Source organism: Hyphomonas sediminis (assembly GCF_019679475.1).
In the GTDB taxonomy this organism is placed as follows: domain Bacteria; phylum Pseudomonadota; class Alphaproteobacteria; order Caulobacterales; family Hyphomonadaceae; genus Hyphomonas; species Hyphomonas sediminis.
This window is the reverse complement of sequence record NZ_JAIEZP010000001.1, coordinates 1,532,221-1,553,024: the sequence shown is the minus strand read 5'-3', so window position 1 is coordinate 1,553,024 and position 20,804 is coordinate 1,532,221. Positions and strand designations below refer to the sequence as shown.

18 protein-coding genes are annotated in these 20,804 nt (G+C 63.6%); 7 read left to right on the top strand and 11 right to left on the bottom strand.

The annotated features are described in order from the left end of the window. Positions 1-67 precede the first annotated feature (67 nt). The 5 genes from K1X12_RS07800 to glmS form a co-directional block, all read right to left on the bottom strand. Positions 68-1,222 (bottom strand): DegT/DnrJ/EryC1/StrS family aminotransferase, encoded by a 1,155-nt coding sequence (locus K1X12_RS07800; protein WP_220987047.1) that lies wholly within the window; start codon positions 1,220-1,222, stop codon positions 68-70. Positions 1,223-1,306: 84 nt separating this feature from the next. Then, a complete protein-coding gene (locus tag K1X12_RS07795; protein WP_220987046.1) occupies positions 1,307-2,236 on the bottom strand; it encodes a hypothetical protein in 930 nt (309 codons plus the stop codon). Positions 2,237-2,311: 75 nt separating this feature from the next. After that, positions 2,312-3,298: a UDP-glucose 4-epimerase GalE gene (gene galE / locus K1X12_RS07790; protein WP_220987045.1), complete on the bottom strand. Its 987-nt coding sequence runs from the start codon at positions 3,296-3,298 to the stop codon at positions 2,312-2,314. A 139-nt stretch (positions 3,299-3,437) separates the two neighbouring features. Then, on the bottom strand, positions 3,438-4,328 hold the full coding sequence (rfbD, locus tag K1X12_RS07785; protein ID WP_220987044.1) for a dTDP-4-dehydrorhamnose reductase: 891 nt from the start codon (positions 4,326-4,328) through the stop codon (positions 3,438-3,440). Between the two features lie 95 nt (positions 4,329-4,423). After that, entirely contained in the window at positions 4,424-6,250 is a 1,827-nt protein-coding gene (gene glmS / locus K1X12_RS07780) for a glutamine--fructose-6-phosphate transaminase (isomerizing) (RefSeq protein ID WP_220987043.1), read from the bottom strand. 247 nt (positions 6,251-6,497) lie between these two features. On the opposite strand from glmS, the gene cysD reads away from it, so the two are divergent. From cysD to K1X12_RS07760, 4 genes are all read left to right on the top strand, one after another. Then, on the top strand, positions 6,498-7,400 hold the full coding sequence (gene cysD, locus K1X12_RS07775; RefSeq protein ID WP_220987042.1) for a sulfate adenylyltransferase subunit CysD: 903 nt from the start codon (positions 6,498-6,500) through the stop codon (positions 7,398-7,400). Then, entirely contained in the window at positions 7,400-9,331 is a 1,932-nt protein-coding gene (cysN, locus tag K1X12_RS07770; protein ID WP_220987041.1) for a sulfate adenylyltransferase subunit CysN, read from the top strand. The genes cysD and cysN overlap by 1 nt, the downstream gene beginning before the upstream one ends. An 80-nt stretch (positions 9,332-9,411) precedes the next feature. Then, entirely contained in the window at positions 9,412-11,781 is a 2,370-nt protein-coding gene (locus K1X12_RS07765; RefSeq protein WP_220987040.1) for a S8 family peptidase, read from the top strand. Then, entirely contained in the window at positions 11,781-12,149 is a 369-nt protein-coding gene (locus tag K1X12_RS07760; RefSeq protein WP_220987039.1) for a hypothetical protein, read from the top strand. Before K1X12_RS07765 ends, K1X12_RS07760 begins: the two co-directional genes overlap by 1 nt. A gap of 26 nt (positions 12,150-12,175) precedes the next feature. Here the strand turns inward: K1X12_RS07760 and der are convergent, their stop codons facing one another. From der to panB, 4 genes are all read right to left on the bottom strand, one after another. Further along, complete coding sequence (gene der / locus K1X12_RS07755) at positions 12,176-13,702, bottom strand: ribosome biogenesis GTPase Der (protein WP_220987038.1); 1,527 nt, start codon at positions 13,700-13,702, stop codon at positions 12,176-12,178. A gap of 61 nt (positions 13,703-13,763) precedes the next feature. Continuing rightward, the gene (locus K1X12_RS07750; protein ID WP_220987037.1) at positions 13,764-15,116 is read right to left on the bottom strand and encodes an outer membrane protein assembly factor BamB family protein; all 1,353 of its coding nucleotides are present in this window, start codon (positions 15,114-15,116) and stop codon (positions 13,764-13,766) included. After that, complete coding sequence (locus K1X12_RS07745) at positions 15,113-15,844, bottom strand: hypothetical protein (protein WP_220987036.1); 732 nt, start codon at positions 15,842-15,844, stop codon at positions 15,113-15,115. Before K1X12_RS07745 ends, K1X12_RS07750 begins: the two co-directional genes overlap by 4 nt. A gap of 81 nt (positions 15,845-15,925) precedes the next feature. Further along, positions 15,926-16,753, bottom strand: a complete 828-nt coding sequence (gene panB, locus K1X12_RS07740) for a 3-methyl-2-oxobutanoate hydroxymethyltransferase (protein WP_220987035.1) — start codon at positions 16,751-16,753, stop codon at positions 15,926-15,928. Between the two features lie 58 nt (positions 16,754-16,811). Here panB and K1X12_RS07735 point away from each other — a divergent pair, with 58 nt between their 5' ends. Further along, a complete protein-coding gene (locus K1X12_RS07735; protein WP_220987034.1) occupies positions 16,812-17,204 on the top strand; it encodes a hypothetical protein in 393 nt (130 codons plus the stop codon). Here K1X12_RS07735 and K1X12_RS07730 read toward each other — a convergent pair. Both K1X12_RS07730 and K1X12_RS07725 read right to left on the bottom strand, forming a co-directional pair. Beyond that, positions 17,201-17,782, bottom strand: coding sequence for an NnrU family protein (locus K1X12_RS07730; protein ID WP_220987033.1), 582 nt, complete (start codon positions 17,780-17,782; stop codon positions 17,201-17,203). The genes K1X12_RS07735 and K1X12_RS07730 overlap by 4 nt on opposite strands. Before the next feature lie 64 nt (positions 17,783-17,846). Beyond that, positions 17,847-18,911, bottom strand: coding sequence for a patatin-like phospholipase family protein (locus tag K1X12_RS07725; RefSeq protein WP_220987032.1), 1,065 nt, complete (start codon positions 18,909-18,911; stop codon positions 17,847-17,849). Between the two features lie 83 nt (positions 18,912-18,994). Here K1X12_RS07725 and K1X12_RS07720 point away from each other — a divergent pair, with 83 nt between their 5' ends. Then, complete coding sequence (locus K1X12_RS07720; protein ID WP_220987031.1) at positions 18,995-20,257, top strand: class I SAM-dependent RNA methyltransferase; 1,263 nt, start codon at positions 18,995-18,997, stop codon at positions 20,255-20,257. Further along, on the top strand, positions 20,254-20,703 hold the full coding sequence (locus tag K1X12_RS07715; protein ID WP_220987030.1) for an NUDIX hydrolase: 450 nt from the start codon (positions 20,254-20,256) through the stop codon (positions 20,701-20,703). The genes K1X12_RS07720 and K1X12_RS07715 overlap by 4 nt, the downstream gene beginning before the upstream one ends. Positions 20,704-20,804: the final 101 nt, after the last annotated feature.

Sequence of the window (20,804 nt, the reverse complement as noted above, 5' to 3'; positions counted from 1 at the left end):
TGCCCTCAAAAGAAAAGGCCGCCTTCCATTCCGGGAGGCGGCCTTTTGATATTTGGCGCTGGCGGGACTAGCCGTTGAAGCCCAGCACGGCAGCGATGACGCGGTCCTGATCTTCCGTCGACAGATAGGGGTGCATCGGCAAGGCGAGCACATGGCAGCTTGCCGTCTCGGTGACCGGCAGCGATCCGGCGGGCGGCGCGAAGCGGGCGGCGAAGTCCTGCTGGTGGATCGGCACGGGATAGTAAACCATGCTGGGAATGCCGCTGGCGGTGAGGTGGGCCTGCAGGCCATCGCGGTTCTTGTGCTCGATCACATATTGCGCCCAGACGGACTGGCCACCCTCGATGACATGCGGCACACGGAGCACCTTGCCGCCCAGCGCTTCGGAATAGCGGCGGGCAACCTTCTCACGCAGCTCGATCTCCTCGGCGAAGAGTTTGAGCTTTTCGAGCAGGATGGCCGCCTGGATCGTGTCGAGACGCGAGTTCATGCCGATGCGTAGCGAAAGGTATTTCGGATCGTGATGGAAGTTGCGCTGGGCCGCGTCCGTCGGCGTCACCTTGCCATAGACGCGCAGGGATTCGACGAGCTCTGCCAGACGGCTGTCATTGGTGACCATCGCGCCGCCATCGCCATAACAGCCGAGCGGCTTGGCGGGAAAGAAGCTGGTGGTCGAGATGTCGGCCCAGTCGGACGAGTATTTGCCGTTCAGCGTGCAGCCATAGCCCTGCGCATTGTCGGCGATGAGCTTCAGCCCTTCCCGGTCGCAGATCGCCTTGATAGCGGGATAGTCCGCCGGCTGGCCGAAGAGATCGACCGCGATGACAACGCGCGGCGTCAGCTTGCCTTCGGCCTTCACGCGGGCGATCGCGGCCTCAAGGCTTGCCGGGTCCATGTTGTAGGTGTCGGCGTGGATGTCCACGAAGACGGGCGTCGCGCCAAGCGCGGGAACGACCTGCGCGGTGGCCACGAAGGTGAAGCTCGGACAGAACACCGCGTCGCCGGGGCCGACTTCCCAGGCCATCAGCGGCAAGGAGAGGGCATCGGTGCCGTTGGCGCAGGACACCGAATGTTTCGCGCCGCACCAGGCCGCCAGCTGCTTTTCCAGCTCGCCGACTTCGGGACCAAGCACATAGCGCCCGCTCTCGATGACGCGCTGAACGGCTGAGTTTATCTCGGTTTCGATGCGGCGGCGCTGGGCCTGAAGGTCAATGAACTGCATGTCTCTACTGTCCTGGATGGGAGTTTGACGGCTGTTTGGCGCGCGCCGCGCCAGGTTTCCAGTCACACTTGGTTTCAGCCTGTGTCAGGAAAACTCGACGCGTTCCTGCGAGAAGTAGAACAGGGAGCGCATTTCGTCGTCGATCACGCCGCTGGGTTCGGCGTTCAGCAGCTTGCGCATCGCATTCTTGCGGTCTTTCAGCGCGTGATCAAAGTCGGCCTCGATCAACTTGTCGACGCCCAGGCGGGTCATCGCCTCGCGCACTTCCATGTAAAGTGTCAGCGAGCCGCCGAGGAACATGGACTCATACGCAATCTTGCTGGCGATCTTGTCGTGAATGTCAGCATAGCCAAACTGGCGTTCCATGACCGACTGATACTTGCAGATGAAGTCTATCTCCTGCCGGTAATCGGGATGGCGCAGGTAGACCGATTTCATGCGGATCATTTCCGCGTCGATCGTGTCTTTCAGCTCCTGAGGCAGGCTGTCACCCAGGATGATGATGATATCGACATCGGAGCCTCTGACCATTTCACCTGAGGCGGCGTGTTCGCGCGGCTCATTGTGGGCAAGGTAATAGGCAAGGTCGCCTGCGATGAAGGCGCAGATCTGGCCGCGAATATCCCGGCCAAGTTTCAACAGCACCGCCTTCATGGCCGATTGCGCCAGCGCAATCTTCTCGCGGCTGATTTCGCGGTGCGTATTGGAGAGCGAGCCCTGGCGCTCGATCATCAGGTCCTGCTGCCCGGCAAGGCCGAACAGCGTGAAGGAGAGGAAATCGCGCAGGATAGAGGGGCTGAGCCGCACCTGATCGTCGCGCGTAATGTCATAGCGCAGGTAATAGCTGGCGAAGTGGGAAACGAGGAAAGCCTTGGACCGGAAACAGGCCTGCCATAGCGCCAGCACCGGCACATCCGGCATGGCGAAGGAAAGCTCCTTGCCGAGTTGTGGCCCTTTCTCGCCAATTTGGGCGATGATACGGGCCTCGATTTCTGCCAGATCCATTGCGGTCACGCTTTTCTCCCGACGGCAATTCAGCTGCTATAAGCACGCATACGGATTGGGAACAAATAGCCCGTTGGCGCACCCCTACTCGCGCTGCCAGTCTTTCTGGTGCCAGGCAAGCGCGGAACGAATGATCGTGTCTACGTCTGACCGGGTCGCCTTCCAGCCGAGCGTGCGTGCGGCATGGTCTGGCGCGGCAACGAGGCGGGGCGGGTCACCGGGACGGCGCGGCCCGGTTTTGCGGGGCAGCACGCGGCCGGTTGCCGCTTCCACGGCGGCAACGATTTCCGCAACGCTGGTGCCCAGCCCGGTGCCGAGATTGAACGCATTGCTCGGCGCGCCATCGCGCAGCGCATTTAGCGCCAGCAGGTGCGCCTCAGCCAGATCCTCCACATGGATATAGTCGCGAATGGCCGTGCCATCCGGCGTATCGAAATCGGTGCCGTGGATGGTGAAGGAAAAGTCCGGATCGTAGGCGCCCTTGAGCGCGAGCGGAATAAGATGAGTTTCCGGAACGTGCCGCTCGCCTGTCCGCGCATCGCGGTCGGCGCCAGCGGCATTGAAATAGCGCAGGCAGGCCGACCGGATACCATGCGCCCGGTCTGCATCGGCCAGCATGTATTCGACCATCAGCTTTGACATCCCGTAGGGATTGATCGGGCTGAATGGGTGGTCTTCTGCCAGATACTCCGTCTGCGCCTTACCGAAGATGGCGCAGGTGGAGGAGAAGATTATGTTGCGCACCTCATGCCGGCGCATCACCTCAATCAGGTTCAGCGTCGTGAAGGTGTTGTTGCGGTAGTATTTCTCCGGCTCATGAACGGATTCGCCCACCAGTGTTGATCCGGCAAAATGAGCCACCGCATCGGGCTTCACTTTCTGAAACGCAGCCTCGATATCTGCTGGATTATTGAGATCGCCCTCAATCAGATCGCCCCACTGGACGAGATCACGCCAGCCGGTCGCCAGATTGTCGAATACGGTGACCTCCCAGCCAGCCTCAGCAAATGCCCGGCAACAATGGCTGCCGACATAACCTGCCCCACCCGCAACCAGAACTCTTCCCAGCATCGTTCAAAACCCCACTTGAACCCGGTCTGGCCCCTGGCCAGCATTCCGCTCCATTCATGCACTCAAGAGCGTTAACAGCCCCCTCCCTGACAGCGTTAAACCAAGCGTCAGGGCTGGCGGGACTACAAACCGCTATCCTTCATTTCTCATCCCCGAGCAGCACGCCAACCGCGCGCTTCAGGCCAATATTCCAGTCATTCAATGATACACCAAAGACCTCCGCCACCTTGCGCGAGTCCAGCCGGGCATTCATCGGGCGCGCTGCTGGCGTGGGGTAGTCTGACGTTGCCACGCCTTTAACCCACGCCGAAGGCCCGCCCTGGACGCGGCTCTCGGCAAAGATCGCCTCCGCCATCGCCGCCCGGTCGATCTCCTGCCGGCCCGCCAGATGATAGACGCCCCATTGATCAAATCCCGGTTGCAACACCTGATCTGCCATCAGCAGCAAGCCCGCCGCCAGGTCGGGACAATAAGTCGGGTAGCCAATCTGGTCGTTCACCACCGTGATCTCGTCCCGGCCCGCCGCGAGTTTCAGCATCGTGCGCACGAAATTGTCTGCATACTCGGAGAAAACCCAGGATACACGCACAACCAGATGCGCCGTGCACAGCTGCGCGACTGCCTGTTCTCCGGCCAGCTTCGACCGGCCGTATACGCTCAATGGGCGCGCCATGTCCCCAGCATCATACGGAGCGGCTTTCTGCCCGTCGAACACGCAATCGGTCGAGATGTGGATCAGGGGGATCGCCGCCGCCTGGCATAACCGGGCAAGCGCTGCCGGACCAGCCTCATTCAACGCGAATGCCTCTGCTTCCTGGCTCTCTGCAAGGTCTACCTTGGTGAAGCCGCCAGCATTGAGCACAAGGCGCGGTTGGTAACGGCTGATCAGCGCGGCCAAGGCATCCGGATTTGCAAGATCTGCTTCCGGCCGACCAACGCAAACGAGGTCATCGCGCCCGGTGGCAAGCAGCGCTTGGGCAAGCTGGCCCTGGCGGCCAATAACGAGAATCTGTCCTGTCGCTGGCGTCACGCGGCCAAACTTTCTGGCCTGCCTGGGCCGGGAACAATGCTCAGGATCATCCCCGGCCTATATCATAGCGATGGCAGGCTTCAATGCTGGCCGGATTACTCAACCGTCACGGATTTGGCGAGATTGCGCGGCTGGTCCACATCGGTGCCGCGCGTGACGGCAACGTAATACGCCAGCAGTTGCAGCGGCACCGCCGAAAGGATCGGCAGAGAGATGTCATCGCCTTCCGGCAGCTGGATCGTGTAATCAGCGCGCTTGCCAGCCGCCTGGATGCCGGCCTCGTCCGAAATCAGGATGATCTGGGCGCCGCGGGCGCGGACTTCCTCGACGTTCGAAATCGTCTTCTCGAACAGCTCATCCTTCGGCGCGACCACAACGATCGGCAGGCCCTTTTCGATCAGCGCAATGGGGCCATGCTTCAGCTCGCCCGCAGCATAGCCTTCCGCATGGATGTAGGACACTTCCTTCAGCTTCAGCGCGCCTTCCAGCGCCATCGGATAATAGCGCCCCCGGCCAAGGAACAGGATGTCCCGTTTGTCCGAGATCTGCTCGGCGATCTCCCTGACATGCGCCGCGCTTTCCAGCGCCTCGGTCACCTTGCGTGGCAAGGCCAGCAGGCTACGGACATATTTCAGCTCGTCACCCGGCAGCAGATGCCCCCGCGCCTTGGCCGCCGACAGCGCCAGCATGGCCAGCACGGAAAGCTGCGCGGTAAAGGCCTTGGTCGAAGCGACGCCGATTTCCGGCCCGGCATGGGTGGGCACGATAGACGCCGCTTCCCGCGCAATGGAGCTTTCCGGCACGTTCACAACGGCAATCGCCGGCGTACGGTTTTCGCGGCAATAGCGCAGCGCGGCCAACGTGTCGGCCGTTTCACCCGACTGGCTGACAAACAGGGAGAGGCCCTGCTTGGGCAGCACTGGACGGCGATAGCGGAACTCGGACGCGATGTCGGGCTCAAAGGCCAGGCGCGCGATCTGCTCGAACCAGTATTTCGCGGTGAAGGCGGCGTAGTAAGCCGTGCCACAGGCAATCGCGACGGCCCGGTCAGCTTCTGCAAACAGCTTCTCGGCGGCTTCAGGCACGTTCACCGACATCGTTGCCTGATTGATGTAAGGCATGATGGAGCGGGCAAGCGATTCCGACTGCTCGTGGATTTCCTTGAGCATGAAGTGGTCATACTCGCCGCGCTCGATCAGCGCGTCATTGACAGCCGAGGTGACCCGCGCGCGGTTCACCCGCTCGCCGCGCACATTGCGGATGTCGAAGGAGTTGCGGCGCATCACCACCCAGTCACCCTCTTCCAGATAGGTGACATCGCGCGTCAGCGGCGCCAGAGCGATGGCGTCTGAGCCGAGATACATCTCGTCCTCGCCATAGCCGAGCACCAGCGGCGACCCTTTGCGCGCACCGATGACCAGTTCCGGATCATTGGAAAAGATAGCCGCGATGGCGAAGGCGCCATGGAAATGCTTCAGCGCTTCCTCAAACGCCGCGACGGGGTCTTTGCCCTCGGCCATGTAGGCATCTATCAGCTGGGCGATTACTTCGCTGTCGGTTTCGGACTCAAATGTGCGGCCCCGGCTTTCGAGATCTTCCCGCAGTTCGCGGTAGTTCTCGATGATGCCATTGTGCACGATGGCGACGGAACCGGACATGTGCGGGTGGGCGTTAACCTCATTGGGCGCGCCATGGGTCGCCCAGCGGGTGTGGGCAATGCCGGTCAGGCCCTGGAGCGGGCTGTCATCCAGGCGCGCCTGAAGGTTAACGATCTTGCCCTTTGCCCGGCGCCGCTCAATGCCGCCCGCAGCGGCCACGGCAACGCCGGCGCTATCATAGCCGCGATACTCAAGGCGTTTAAGGCCATCGACCAGACGGCCAGCCACTTCGGCCTTGCCAGCAATTGCAACGATACCACACATAAACTTCGCACTCCGCTCCGGCTGCCCCCAGCCGATTGGCTGATCGTCTCCTTAAACCTCGGGAGTCTGGCTGCACAATGACGATTTATGTGCATTTGTGACACTGATTTGGGCGGATTCGGGGCTGGCCTAACGGCGAGTTTCGTTTAGCTTTCCTGAAGGGTCAGTGTGAAGCAGATACGGAGCCTTTCCTCTGCTTGTAAGGCCCGCTACGGATCGCCCGAACCTAATCGATGGAAAAAAAACCTTGCCTAATCTGACCCATCTGGACCGGCTGGAAGCCGAAAGCCTCCACATCATCCGGGAAGTCGCCTCCGAATGTGAAAAGCCGGTGATGCTTTACTCCATCGGCAAGGACTCCGCCGTGATGCTGCATCTGGCGATGAAGGCCTTCTATCCGGCCAAGCCGCCCTTCCCGCTGCTGCATGTCGATACCGGCTGGAAATTCCGCGAGATGATCGAGTTTCGTGACCGGAAAGTAAAAGAGCTGGGCCTTGAGCTGCTCGTCCACATGAATGAGGACGGGGTGACGGAGGGCGTTGGCCCGTTCACCCATGGCTCAGCCTACCATACGGATGTAATGAAGACTGCCGCGCTGAAACAGGCGCTCGACAAATACGGCTTCGATGCCGCCTTTGGCGGTGCCCGGCGCGACGAGGAGAAATCCCGCGCCAAGGAACGTATCATCTCCTTCCGCTCTGCCGGCCATCGCTGGGACCCGAAACGTCAGCGCCCGGAGATCTGGAACCTCTACAATACCCGCATGCACAAGGGCGAAAGCATCCGCGCCTTCCCCCTGTCGAACTGGACTGAGTTGGATATCTGGCAATACATCCGCCGCGAGAAGATTGAGCTGGTCCCACTGTATCTCTCCGCGCCGCGCCCAGTTGTAACTTGGAATGACACACTCATCATGGTCGATGACGACCGCGTGCCCGCAGACATCTCCGCCAAAGCTGAAGTCAAATCCGTCCGCTTCCGGACGCTGGGCTGCTATCCGCTTACCGGCGCGGTCGAAAGCACCGCCGCCACGCTGGACGATGTGATCCAGGAAATCCTTCTCACCTCCACCTCTGAGCGCCAGGGCCGCGCCATCGACAAGGACCAGGCCGCCTCGATGGAGAAGAAAAAACAGGAAGGCTATTTCTGATGCGCCTCAATGACGATCTGATTGCGGCCGACATCGGCGCCTATCTGGAAGCGCATGAGAACAAGTCTCTGCTGCGCTTTATCACCTGCGGCTCGGTGGATGACGGCAAGTCGACCCTGATCGGCCGCCTGCTTTATGATTCCAAGATGATCTTCGAAGATCAGCTGGCGACGCTGGAATCGGATTCCAAGCGGGTTGGCACGCAGGGAGATTCCATTGACTTCGCTTTGCTGGTCGATGGTCTGGCGGCAGAGCGCGAACAAGGCATAACGATTGACGTTGCCTACCGTTTCTTCGCCACCCAGAAGCGCAAGTTCATCGTGGCAGACACACCCGGACATGAACAGTATACGCGCAACATGGCCACCGGCGCTTCCACGGCAGACGCCGCCATCCTGATGATCGATGCCCGCAAGGGCGTCCTCACCCAGACGCGCCGCCACAGCTTTATTGCCAGCCTTCTGGGCATTCGCCATCTGGTGCTGGCCGTAAACAAGATGGACCTTGTAGGCTACAAGCAGGACGTGTTCGACAGCATCGTCGCAGACTTTCTCGCCTTCGCCGAAGGACTGCCGGGAAAAGTCAGCATCCAGCCTATTCCGCTTTCGGCGCTGGCAGGCACCAACATGACCGAGCGCTCGCCCGAAACGCCCTGGTATAACGGGCCGAGCCTTATTGAATATCTTGAAACCGTCGAGATTGAAGACGAGCGCACTGGCCGCCCCTTCCGCCTGCCGGTTCAGTGGGTCAGCCGTCCAAACCTCGATTTCCGGGGCTTTGCCGGCCAGATTGCCAGCGGCAGTGTCAAGCCGGGCGACAAGGTTCGCTCGCTGCCTTCGGGCCGGGAAACTACCATCACGCGTATCGTCACGGTAGATGGCGATCTCGACGAAGCCGTGGCCGGCCAGTCGGTCACGCTGACCTTCGCAGACGAGATCGACACCTCGCGCGGCGACATGATCGTGTCTTCGGCCCAGCCTGCCGAAGTGTCCGACCAGTTCCAGGTTCACCTTCTCTGGATGAGCGAGCAGCCGCTGCTTCCGGGCCGCCGCTACATTCTCAAGGCCGGCACCAAGACCGTCACAGCCACCGTCAACGCGCCCAAGCACGGCGTCGACGTGAATACGCTGGCCGAAACCTCCGCTCGCACGGCGGAGCTGAACCAGATTGTCGTCACCACCCTGTCGCTCGACCAGCCCATCCCATTTGATCCCTACAAGGATAACCGCGAAACCGGTGGCTTCATCCTCATCGACCGCCAGACGAACGACACGGTTGCCCTCGGCCTGGTGGACTTCGCCTTGCGCCGCGCTTCCAACATTCACTGGCAGGCGCTCGACATCAGCCGCGATGCCCTCGCCGAACAGAAGGGCCAGCGCCCTGCGGTGCTCTGGTTCACCGGCCTTTCAGGCTCGGGCAAATCGACCATCGCCAATGCCCTGCAGAAGCGCCTGTTCGCCTACGGACGGCATACCTTCATCCTCGACGGGGACAATGTGCGCCACGGCCTCAACCGCGATCTCGGCTTCACCGATGCCGACCGGGTGGAGAACATCCGCCGGGTCGCCAATGTGGCGCGCCTGATGACGGATGCCGGTCTTATCACGCTGGTCTCGTTCATCTCGCCCTTCCGGGCCGAACGCCAGATGGCGCGCGCGCTGATGCCCGAAGGCGAGTTCATCGAAATCCATGTCGATACGCCGCTGGCAATTGCGGAGCAGCGCGATGTGAAAGGTCTCTACAAGAAGGCCCGCGCCGGTGAGATCCGCAACTTCACCGGCATCGACAGCCCGTATGAACCGCCCCTTGCTCCGGAAATCCGCATCAGTACGGCAGACAAGTCAGCTGAAGAGGCCGCCGAGGAAATCTTCGCTTATCTTGATGAGCGCGGATTCCTCAGCGTGTGGGAAGGCCCCGGCAGCGGCATCTGATCAGACGGCTTGCCAGCCCGCCCGGCACACGACAATCTCACCCCAACGTCATACACAAGTATCACTTGGGGTGAGACATCATGGCCAGTCCAAACCAGCCAACCCGCCTCGCAGTCCGGATCGCTGCCGCTGTGCTCGTCACGTCGGCACCATTATGGCTTAGCGCCTGCGCCAGTGGCGGGAGTGGCGGCGGCGGCAGTTCAGGCACCCAGCCCCTGCCACCCCCGCCCCCTCCACCGCCGCCTCCTCCACCGCCCCCTCCGCCGGGGCCGCCCCCGTCGTCCTTTGAGACCAGCGAATACAACACAACGCAGGGCCTCGGTCTCATCAACGCTTCTACCGCCTATTCTGCCGGCGCAACTGGCGCGGGCATCATCGTCGCGGTCATCGACACCGGCGCTGACCACACCCACCCCGATCTCAGCGGCCAGTTCACCGGACCAACCTATGATGTGAACGCCGACGGCCGTTCGCCCACAGACATCGACATCGAAGGCCACGGCACACTGGTTGCCGGCGTTATCGCCGCCAAGCGCGACAGCGCGGGCATCATGGGCACCGCCTTCGAGGCCACCATCCTCGACATTCGCGCCGACCGGCAAGGCAGTTGCGCCGAGCTGGATGGATGCCGCTATCCGGTGACGGACGTTGCCGAAGCCATCAGCTATGCCGTCGACAATGGCGCCAAGGTTATCAACCTCTCTCTGGGGAGTGAGCCGGGCGCAGACCAGACCATCGAGAACGCCATCATCAGCGCGGCCCAGCGCGGCGTGCTGGTGGTCGTCTCCGCCGGCAATGACGCCGAACCGCCGACCACGGATGGAAACGGCAGCCCCGTCGCCGCCAAGGGCACCACGGTCAACAGCCCTGCCCGCGCCGCCGGATACGCTAGCGCGCAGGGCCGCGTCGTGGCGGTCGGCGCCGTTGTCGCCTCTTCCGGCTCGTCCGAGCCGGTGGGCACCATCGCCAGCTTCTCCAACCGCGCCGGCTCTGCCGCCCGCGACGCCTATATCCTCGCGCCCGGCCAGGGCGTCGTCTCTACCGGCCCGGACGATGACATCGCCGTCCCTGGTGACCCGACAAACGACGCCGACACCATTGGCGACTATTACCGCATCAGCGGCACATCCTTCGCTGCGCCCTATGTCTCCGGCGCGCTCGCGCTGCTGCTGCAAACTTTCCCGAACCTGCAGGCTCGCCCGCAGGACGCGCTCAGCATCCTGCTCGATACGGCAGACGATTATATCGACCTCAATCCCGATCCGATCCTCGGTATCGCGGCGGGTGTCGGCGCGGATGATGTCTCCGGCGTCGGGCTGATGAATCTCGCGCGCGCCTTTGCGCCGCAGGGCGCCCAGACGGCTTTTTTTGATGGCGAACGCGTTTCCATCAACTTGCTGGCGGGCGCCCCCGGCGGTGCCTTTGGCGACTGGGCCGACCATGGCCGCCTGTTTGAAGGCATGGCCCTCATCGACAAGTATGACCGCACCTTCAGCCTCAACGCAGCCGCCCTCTCGCGCTCGGCAGATGCTCCGCTCTCGGACTTCAATGTCCGCGCCGCGTCATTGGCCGGTGAGTCCCGCGCGATCCGCGCCGGCGACATCGAGCTTTCCTGGCACACACCGAAACTGTTTGAAGACCGCGCCGCGCCCTATCAGGCAGAGCCACAATCCCAGTTCGCCGCCACCTTCCGCTTCGAGGGCGGCGAAGTTTCCGCGGGCCGCGGCGGCAGCCTGCCGCGCATCGCCCCCACCGCAAGCCTTGTGATGGAGCCGGGCGCCCCGGACAGCTTCGCCACCGATGGCAGTTGGGCCAGCATCACTCAATCCTTCGGCCCGATGGACATTCACGCCTTCACCGCCTCCGATGATACGCGCAGCCGCTATGGTGCCGGGTTTGGTCGGTCCGGCTATGGCTGGTCTCTGCGCACCAGCCTTGAAAGCGTCGAGGACGCGCAGTCTGCGCTTGGCGGCGCTGTCCAGTCCCGTCTGGGGGCGGACAATCAGGGGCGCCTGACTGCCTGGACCACGGAGGGCGCGCGTGAGATGGGCCGGGGTTGGCTTGTCTCCGGCGGCCTTGAATGGGGTTTTGTCGAGTTGGATGGCATCCGCGCCAGCGGCGTGCAGACCAGCCGCTGGTCGCTCGGCGCCGCGCGCGATCTTGGCCCGGCAACGCTGAGCTTTGTCCTCGCCCAGCCCCGGCGCGCCGAGGCTGGCACGCTCAGCTATGAAACCGTGACCGGCGCCGACACGACCGGCCTGATATTCAGTGAGCGCCATATTTCGTTGACGCCCAGCGGCCGCCAGCTGAATTTTGAAACGCGCCTGCGCTGGCAACTGCTCAAGGGCTGGAACGCCGAAACAGCCGCCGCCTGGGTCCACGCGCCCAATCATGTTGCCTATGCCGATGACGCGGGCATGGTCTGGTTCGGCCTTCGGGGGGAATTTTGATGCGCTTGCTCATTGCGGCTCTGGCGATGGCCGGCCTTTCAGGCTGCGCCCTGCTGCCGCCCCGCGCGCGCGCCTGTCCTGATGTTACGTCAGCAGATGCCTGGGTAAACCGGATGCCCGGACCGGAAGCGGCCGACCATTCCCTGATCGTTTCCATGCGCCTGCACACATGGGATCTCTGGATGCTGCGGACTATCACGCAGGAAGAAACGCCGCGCATACTTCAGATTGAACTGGTGCCTGGCGGCGCAGGCCACCCCGGCGCCGCCGGTTTCCGAAGCGCAACGGCGGGTCATCCGGACCGGATCGAGATTTTCTGCAACGGCCAGCTGCACCATACAATAGAAGGCGTGATGACCGTCAGCTGACGGACATTTCGGGCTAGCAGGCCGGGCTAGTTGGTGCGGCGCTTGTGACGCGGCGGGCCGCCAGGGCCCACCTTGCCCGCATAGGGGTTCTTGCCCTGGCGCACGAACAGGCGGATCGGCACGCCGTGCATGTCGAATGCTTCGCGGATGCCATTGATGAGATAGCGCTTGTAGCCTTCCGGCATCTGCTCCCCGCGCGAGGCAATCAGCACAAAGGTCGGCGGACGTGCTTTCATTTGCGCCATATAGCGCGGCTTGATGCGCTTGCCCTGCACGCTCGGCGGCGGGTGATGCTCAACCGTGTGGCGCAGCCAGCGGTTAAGGTCGCCCGTCTTCGCCCGCGCCGTCCAGTCCTTGTAGACCTTCACGACCGCCGGCATCAGCTTCTCGGTGTTCCGGCCCGTCAGGCCGGATAGGAACACGACTGGCGCCCCGCCGGCATTCGGCATCAAGCGGTTGGCCATATCGCGGATGTGGCGGGCGGCGCCATCCGTATCCTGAACGGTGTCCCATTTGGAAATGACGAGCACAACGCCCCGCCCTTCGCGCAGAGCCAGGTCGGCAATCTGAAGGTCCTGCTTTTCCATCGCCTCATGCGCGTCCATGACGAGGGCAACAATGTCCGCATATTTCAGCGAGCGGATGGTTTCCGCCGTAGACATACGTTCCAGGCGCTCCTGAACCTTGGACTTGCGGCGAAGGCCGGCGGTGTCCACGAGGCGGATCTTGCGGCCCTCCCATTCCCAGTCAATGGAAATGGAATCGCGCGTGATGCCCGCTTCCGGGCCGGTCAACAGGCGGTCGGATTGGAGCAGCTGGTTGATCAGCGTAGATTTACCCGCATTCGGACGGCCCACGATGGCCAGCTTGATCGGGCGATCAGGCTGGATTGTCGGGGCTGGCAGGTCCACATCTGCCGCTTCGATGGCGGCAACGAGTTCATCGTCCGACATCGTTGTATCTTCAATGTCGATATGGGCGAGCTTTTCGAGAATATCGTCGCCCGCGCCGCCCTCATAATCGGGCTCGGCCTCTTCCAGCGCTTTTTCGAACGCGTCCGGCCCGAGGGCCACGCGTATCGCTTCATAAAGCTCGGCAAAGCCTTCGCCATGCTCGGCAGAAAGGCCCACAGGCTCCCCAAATCCGAGACGGTAAGCGTCCAGCACGCCGGCCTCGCCCACGCGACCTTCGGCCTTGTTGGCCGCCAGCACGACCGGAATACCGGTCTTGCGCAGCAGGAGAGCAAAGGTTTCGTCTTCCGGCGTCACGCCAACGCGCGCGTCCACCAGAAACAATGCAAGGTCGGCTTCGGCGATAGCGGCCTCTGTCTGCGCGCGCATCCGCGCCTCCAGGCTGTCATCGTTCACATTCTCGAAGCCAGCCGTGTCGATCAGGTTCAGCGGCAGGGAGGCAAGGCGGCCTTCCGCCATCTTGCGGTCGCGAGTCACCCCCGGCTGGTCATCCACCAGCGCCAGCTTCTTGCCGACGAGGCGGTTGAACAGCGTCGATTTGCCGACATTTGGCCGGCCGACGATGGCGAGTCTCAAAGGCACTGGGGCGCCCCCTTCCGAAACGGCTATTGAGCCGGAAGGTCTCTGCGCCCCCGGGCTCGGATTATCTGATGGCGATCAGGCGTGCGTCGTCTGTCAGGACAAGAATTTTACCCTGCGCCACGATGGGCTCAAGGTACACCGTATCGCCAAGCTTCAGCGAAGCGGTCTGCTGCCCGGTCTGCGTGGAGAATGCAAGCAGTTCCCCTGTTGAAGATGCGACAATCACGCGATCTGAGGCCACAATCGGGGAAGAATAGGAGATCCGCTTCTTCTTTTTCTTCTCATTTTTGAACTGCGGCAGGTCCGTAACCCAGAAGGCATCGCCGTTCTGGGCGTCCAGACAGGCGAGTTCACCATTAATGCCCACGACGAACAGGTAACGCCCGGCCAGCGCAGGCGCGCGGGGCGAACCGATGGCTTTGCCCCAGATCCGGTTGCCGGTGCGGCCATCGATGGCGATGGTTGCGCCCGACTGGTTGGACGCGAACACCATGCCGCCGCCCAGGACCGGATAGGAGCCGATGTCGTTGATCTCGGAAATCGGGGTGAAGCCCCCGGCCTGCTGGATGGCATCCGTCCACAGGCGGCGGCCATTCGAGGAGAGGTAGGCGATGACTTCGCCCGAGGAGAACGGCGCGATCACGAATTCCTCGACCGCTGCCGCGCTGAGGCTGCCCAGAACGCGGGCCGTTTCCGCAATCGCCTGATCGCTCCATTCCACCTGGCCAGTGGCCAGGCTGAGGGCGAAAATCTCGTTGTTGTTTGAGGTGACGAACACGCGGTTGCCGTCAATTGTCGGGGCGCCCGTCATTGGCGCGCCGAGCGGCTGCTTCCACTTTTCAGCGCCCGTTGCAGCATCCAGCGCGGTCACATAGCCATAACCGCTGGCGACGATGAGCGTGCCGTCGGCAACGGCAACGCCGCCGCCCATTGCGGATTTGTCGCGGCGCGAAAGGCCTTTGAGCTTCTCGCTCCAGACCGACCCGCCATCTGAAATGCGTACGGCGCGTACCGTTTGCGATGCGTCAAGCAGGTAAACCAGGTTGCCATCGGTCACCGGGGCCGAGGTCAGCGCTGCCTTGCGGGTCGAGCCCTTGCCAACAGACCGGCGCCAGTCGATGGCGAAAGCGGGCGCAGCCTGCACATGGCCGGCCGCCTTGGCGGAGTTACCGCCGGCCTGCGTCCAGCTTTCAACCGCGACAGCAGGCGGCAGCTCGATTGCCACGCCGGCCAGGCCGGGCTCCGGCGCCACTTTCTCCTCGTCCAGCACCATCGCCAGGCGGCCAGCCTTCTCTTCAGCCGTTTTCTCGGCCTGAGTCTGACCGCCACCAAAGCGCGGCAGGCTGTTGCAGCTCGACAGGGCAAGCGCCGCCGCCAGCGTTGTGGAAACGAGAAGGGTGCGGGAAAACTTCATGGGCGGGTCTCCTGCGGTTCAGCCGGCGCCGCTTCGGCGGGCTGAGCCTCGGTTGTTTCAGCGGGGGCGTCTGCGCCAGTGTCGGGGGCCTGCGGGATCACAGCAAGGGCGATGTCGGCCCGGCGGGCCATGCCCTGCGGCGCAAAAGCGTCAAACTTCAGGCGGTTGTATTCGGTGCGGGCACGGGCGAAATCGCCCTCCTGATAGGCTTTTGCCGCCAGCAGCTCGCGCGACAGGGCGCCCAGCATGCTTTCATCGTCTGCCAGGCTGCCCAGCGTTGCTTCCAGCTCGGTCAGGGTCAGCGCGTCGGCCTTGTAATAGGCCGATTTCAGCAGCGCCAGACGCTCATACGGGCCACCTTCCGTGCCGCCCACAGAAGCGAGGATTTCCGCTGCCGCGTCGCCATCGCCGCTGCCTTCATACTTCACCTGCGCCAGCAGGTGCGCTGCCAGCGGGGCCAGCCGGTCATCATCTTCCATGATCTTGGTGAAGGCGGCTTCGGCCTCGGCATAATTGGCCTCGTCCAGCGCCCGGATGCCGGTTTCCAGCGCCAGCGCACGCGCCTGGCGATTCGCCTCGGCCTGCGGCTTCAGCACGAACTCGTTGACCGCCACGCCGATGATCAGCGCTGCAACGCCGCCATACACGAAAGGCCGCCACTTCTTCCAAAGGCTTCCCAGCTTTTCCTGGCGCAGGCCTTCGTCAACTTCAGTGAAAATGTCGCTCACGCTCGGGCTCCGGCGGCATGGTTTCTGGATTTGGGCGCGAACCTAGACGGCCCATGCGAACGCTGCAACGGATCAGCGCTGTTAAGCCCCTTGTTTTCGCAGGCTGTAGGTCTCTGCCGAGCCCGGAAAACGCCGGGCCCGCACATCTGCCGCATATTCTGCAGCCGCCGTGTCGACCGCAGTGCGCAGGTCGGCATAGCGGCGAACGAATTTCGGGGTCCAGTCGAACAGGCCCAGCATGTCCTGCGTCACCAGCACCTGCCCGTCACAGGCCGCCGACGCGCCAATCCCGATCGTCGGGCAGGCTACCTCAGCGGTGATTTCCGCCGCCAGGTCTTCAGCCACGCCCTCGATCACGATGGCAAACGCCCCGGCATCGGCTGCCGCGCGCGCCTCAGCCACCACACGTTCGCGCTCGGCGTCGGTGCGGCCCTTGGCGCGGAAGCCGCCATCCACATTGATCGCCTGCGGGCGCAGGCCGATATGGCCCATCACCGGAATGCCGCGTTCCACCAGATGCGCAATCTGGCCGGCTGCATACGCCCCACTCTCGATCTTGATCGCCTGGCAGCCGGTTTCCTTCATGATGCGCACGGCGTTCAGGAAAGCCTGGTCGGCATTGGTCTCGTAGGAGCCGAACGGCATATCGACGACCACCATCGCCTGCTGCGAGCCGCGCATCACGGCCTGCCCGTGCAGGATCATCATCTCCATGGTCACGCCCACCGTGGAGGGCAGTCCATGCACCACCATGCCGAGGCTGTCGCCCACCAGCAGGAGATCGGCATGCTCATCGAGAATCGCGGCGGTCGGCGCGTCATAGGCCGTCAACATCACGAGGGGCGTGCCCCCCTTTGCGGCGGTGATGTCCTTGACTGTCTTGCGGGTCGTCTGGCTTTGTTTTGACATGGCTCAGCGATTAGCCGGTCCCTGGCGTCCGGGCAAGGAAACAACAGGGTTAACCCCGATGCCCCCGCGATACCTCTCCCTGCTCCGCTGGTCCCTCGCCTATGGCCTTGGCGGCTTCGCGCTCGGCTTCCTCTTCGGCGCGCTGCGGGAACTGGTGCTGATCCCGCAGCTCGGGCTCACCGGCGGGCGCTGGGCGGAGTTTCCGCTGGTCACGCTCTCCATCGCCGCGCTCGGCATCTGGATCGGCCGGCGCGCGGCGCCGCCCGCCCTCGCCATCGGCCTGCTGGGCGTCGCCGTTCTGCTGCTGGCCGAGAGCTTTCTGGCGGTGATCGTCCTGCGCCAGCCCATCGAGGCCTATGCCGCGCAATACAATGTCCTGCGCGGGGCGCTCTTTCCCTTTGGCCTCGCGGTGATGGCCCTGGCGCCCCTGCTCGGGCGCCGCCTGCCTTAGCCCGGCAGCACGCGCACGCCGAACAGGACCGGGTGCAGCCAGACGAGGATCGCCCCATACACCACGCCGCCGACCACGATCGCGGCAAGGTCGCCCACCGCCGAAACCTTCGCGTCCGCAGGCAGGCCATTGTCGCCCCGTTTCTTCAGCGCGATCCGGTCAATCACGGCAAAGGCGAGGAAGCTGCCGAACAGCAGCACGGAGTTCAGCTCCCCATTCGCCAGCAGGTGCCCGAACGCCCAGATCTTGATGGCCACCAGCATCGGATGCTTCGCCGCCTTGCGGATCATCCCCGCCGGCAGATAGGCCGAAACCAGCAGGATCATCGCCGGCAGCATCAGCAGCAGGTTGATGTGCATCATCCACACCGGCGGCTGGTAGAGGATGGGCGCCGGGCGCGCGGCGCCAAATCCCCACACGATCAGCACGAGGCCAACCAGCGAGACGAGGCTGTAAAGCCCCATGAACGCGCCATAGCCGAGCTTCACCTTCAGGTCTTTTTCCGGCGTGCGTGGCCGGAACGCCGTATAAAGGTGCGCTCCGAAAAAGATGATGAGTCCCAGGATCAGATAAGTCATGGCGGTGCCTCCCCGGCTGTTGCCGCAAGGCTAGCCTGATTGGCCCGCGCCGGGAAGCACGCGCTTAGCTCTCCAGGAATTCCTTGCGGATGTCGAAGCTGGATGTCTTCGTGCCCACATCGCCTGCGCAGTCTGCCAGCCAGGTCTCCGCCGCCGCATAGCCCTTCGCGCGCAGTTCGGTCAGGAACCGCCAGCGCGTGTCATATTTCGTCGCCAGCCCGTAATTGATGAGGTCCAGCCCGCCCCGGATGGCGTGAATGTTCAGCCTGCGGTATTTCTTCAGCAGCGGCTCTTTCAACATCCCGTCATCGATCAGGCGCTGCACGAACGCAATCGCGCGCAGCTCCCCAATGAGGGAAGCATTGAAGCTGATCTCATTGACCCGCTCCTGAATCTCCGCCGCGCGTTTGGGCACGCCGGGCCGCTCCAGCGGATTCAGCAGCACCAGCAACACGTCCTGCGGCGCGCCGGAATAGATCAGCGGAAACAGGCTGGGATTGCCCATATATCCGCCATCCCAGAACGGCTGCCCGGCAATCTCCACCGCCTGGAATGTCTGCGGCAGGCAGGCCGAAGCGAGCACGGCATCTGCCGTAATCTCGTCCCGCGAAAACACCTTCACCTTGCCCGTCTCCACATTCGTGGCCGACAGGAACAGTTTCAAGCCCGAGGCGTGCACGGCGTCAAAATCCACCTGCCGTTCCACAATGCGGCGCAGCGGATTGTAGTTGAACGGATTAAGGTCATAGGGGCTCGCGAAGGTCTGCAGCGCCGAGGCGATCTGGAATCCCGCCGCGCCGAACACGCCCATGCCCGCCCCGGCATCGGCCACCCCGCGCCACATCTCTTCCAGCGCTGCTCGCGCGCCCGCCGGCCCGTCCTTGGCAAGGCCCGCCGCATAGGCCACCGCATTCATCGCCCCGGCGGAAGTCGCCGAAATCGCCTCGATGGCCAGCGTCTCGTCCCGGCTCAGCCGGTCCAGAACGCCCCAGGTGTAGGCGCCATGGGCGCCCCCACCCTGCAGCGCCAGGCTGATCGACCGCTTTTTGCCATTGGATTTGCCAGTGGACTTGCCATTCGTCCGCCCATTCGGCTTTCCATTGGCATTGGCCCCGCTCGTTTCCGCCATGTCTGGCTCCTTCCGGCTGCCCCAACTCCCTGCTAACGGAGGAAGGTGACACCTGCCACCCCAAAGCCTGCACAAGAGACCGGATGCCGCCCCCCACCACGCCCCCTGCCGCATCTTCGCGCAGCTTAACCATCGATCATGTCGGCGCGCAGGGCGATGGCCGCGCCCGCGAGCAGGACCGGTGGGTCTCGGTGCCCTTCACGCTGGCAGGCGAGGTGGTCGAAGTTTCTGGCACGGGCGACCGGCTGGCGCTGGAGCGCGTCGTATCCCCCTCACCAGACCGGGCCGTGCCCGCCTGCCGTCATTTCGGTCGCTGCGGGGGCTGCACGCTGCAACATATGGGCGCGGGCGCCTACGCAAATTTCAAACGCGAGATGATCCTCCGCCCCCTGAAGGCGCGCGGCATCGAAACGGAAGTCACCTCCGCCTGGATCACGCCGCCCGCCTCCCGCCGCCGCGCGACCTTCGCCGCGAAGAAATCCGGCAAGGCAATCACTCTCGGCTTTCATGGCCGCAAGAGCCATGATCTCATTGCGCTGGAAGAATGCCCCGTCCTGCATCCGGCCATCGTCACGGCCCTGCCAAAACTCAAAACCATTCTGGAACCCCTCCTCACCGGCAAGGACGCCATCGCCGCCCTCGTCACCGAAACAGCCACGGGGCTTGACCTCCACGTCACCGGCATTGCCCGCTCAGTCGCCCCGCTGGCGCGCGCCGAAGTCACCGGCGCCGCCCTGCGCGCCAGCTTTGCCCGCGTCTCGCTTGAAGGGGTGGACGTGCTGACGGAACGTACCCCCGCCATCCCCGCTGGCGCCGCCAGCCTCCTGCCCCCGCCCGGCAGCTTCCTTCAGGCCAGCGCCGAAGCAGAGGCCGAAATGGCCCGCCTCGTGCTCGCGCATCTTGAAGGCACAGAACATGGCGTGGACCTTTTCTCCGGCTGCGGAACATTTTCCCTGCGCATGGCGCAGCACTTCCCTGTTTATGCCGCCGAGAGCGGCAAGGCGGCCATAGACGCACTGCGCAGCGCTGCCCGCGCTGCGCCCGCCCTGCGTCCGGTGACGGCAGAGGTGCGCGATCTTTTCCGCAACCCCGTCAGCGCGCCGGAGCTTACCCGCTTCGATGGCCTCGTGCTCGATCCGCCCCGCGCGGGCGCCGCCGCGCAGGCCGCCGAAATCGCAAAATCCTCCGTACCCCGCGTCGCCTATGTCTCCTGCGATCCGGCAACGCTCGCGCGCGACCTGCGCACGCTGGTCGATGGCGGCTACACCGTGCAGCGGGTTCACCCGATCGACCAGTTCCTCTGGTCGGCCCATGTCGAGGCTGTCGCCCTGCTGGTGAAGGCATGAGCGGCGACGCCCCCGCGCCCGGCCGCCCCCAGCCTGCCGTCGGCACGGTCTGTTTCCGGGGCGCCGACGTGCTGCTCATCCGGCGGGGCACCAAGCCGCTCGCGGGCGACTGGTCGATCCCCGGCGGGCGGATCGAGTTTGGCGAGCGCGCGGGCGAAGCTGCCCTGCGCGAGCTGAAAGAAGAAACCGGCGTCACCGCCCGCCTCACGGGCCTGGTCGATGTGGTCGATGCGATCTTCACCTCCCGCGCCTCGGGCCAGGTCACGCGCCATTACCTCCTGTTCGATTACGCCGCCGTCTGGCTCTCCGGGAAGCCCGTCGCCGGGGATGATGCAGACCATGCAGAATGGATCTCGCCGGAGCGGCTCGCCACAATTCCCCTCTGGGAAGAGACGCGCCGGATCATCGAAGCGGCCCGCAAGATGGTCGAAAAGGCAGAAAGCTAGCGCGGGTTTTGGAGTGCGGTTGGAGTTTTTGCCCCCGCCGTTGGAGGAACCGTTGGAGTTTTTTTGCCCCCTTATCCAACACGGATTTCCCTTGACCCGCC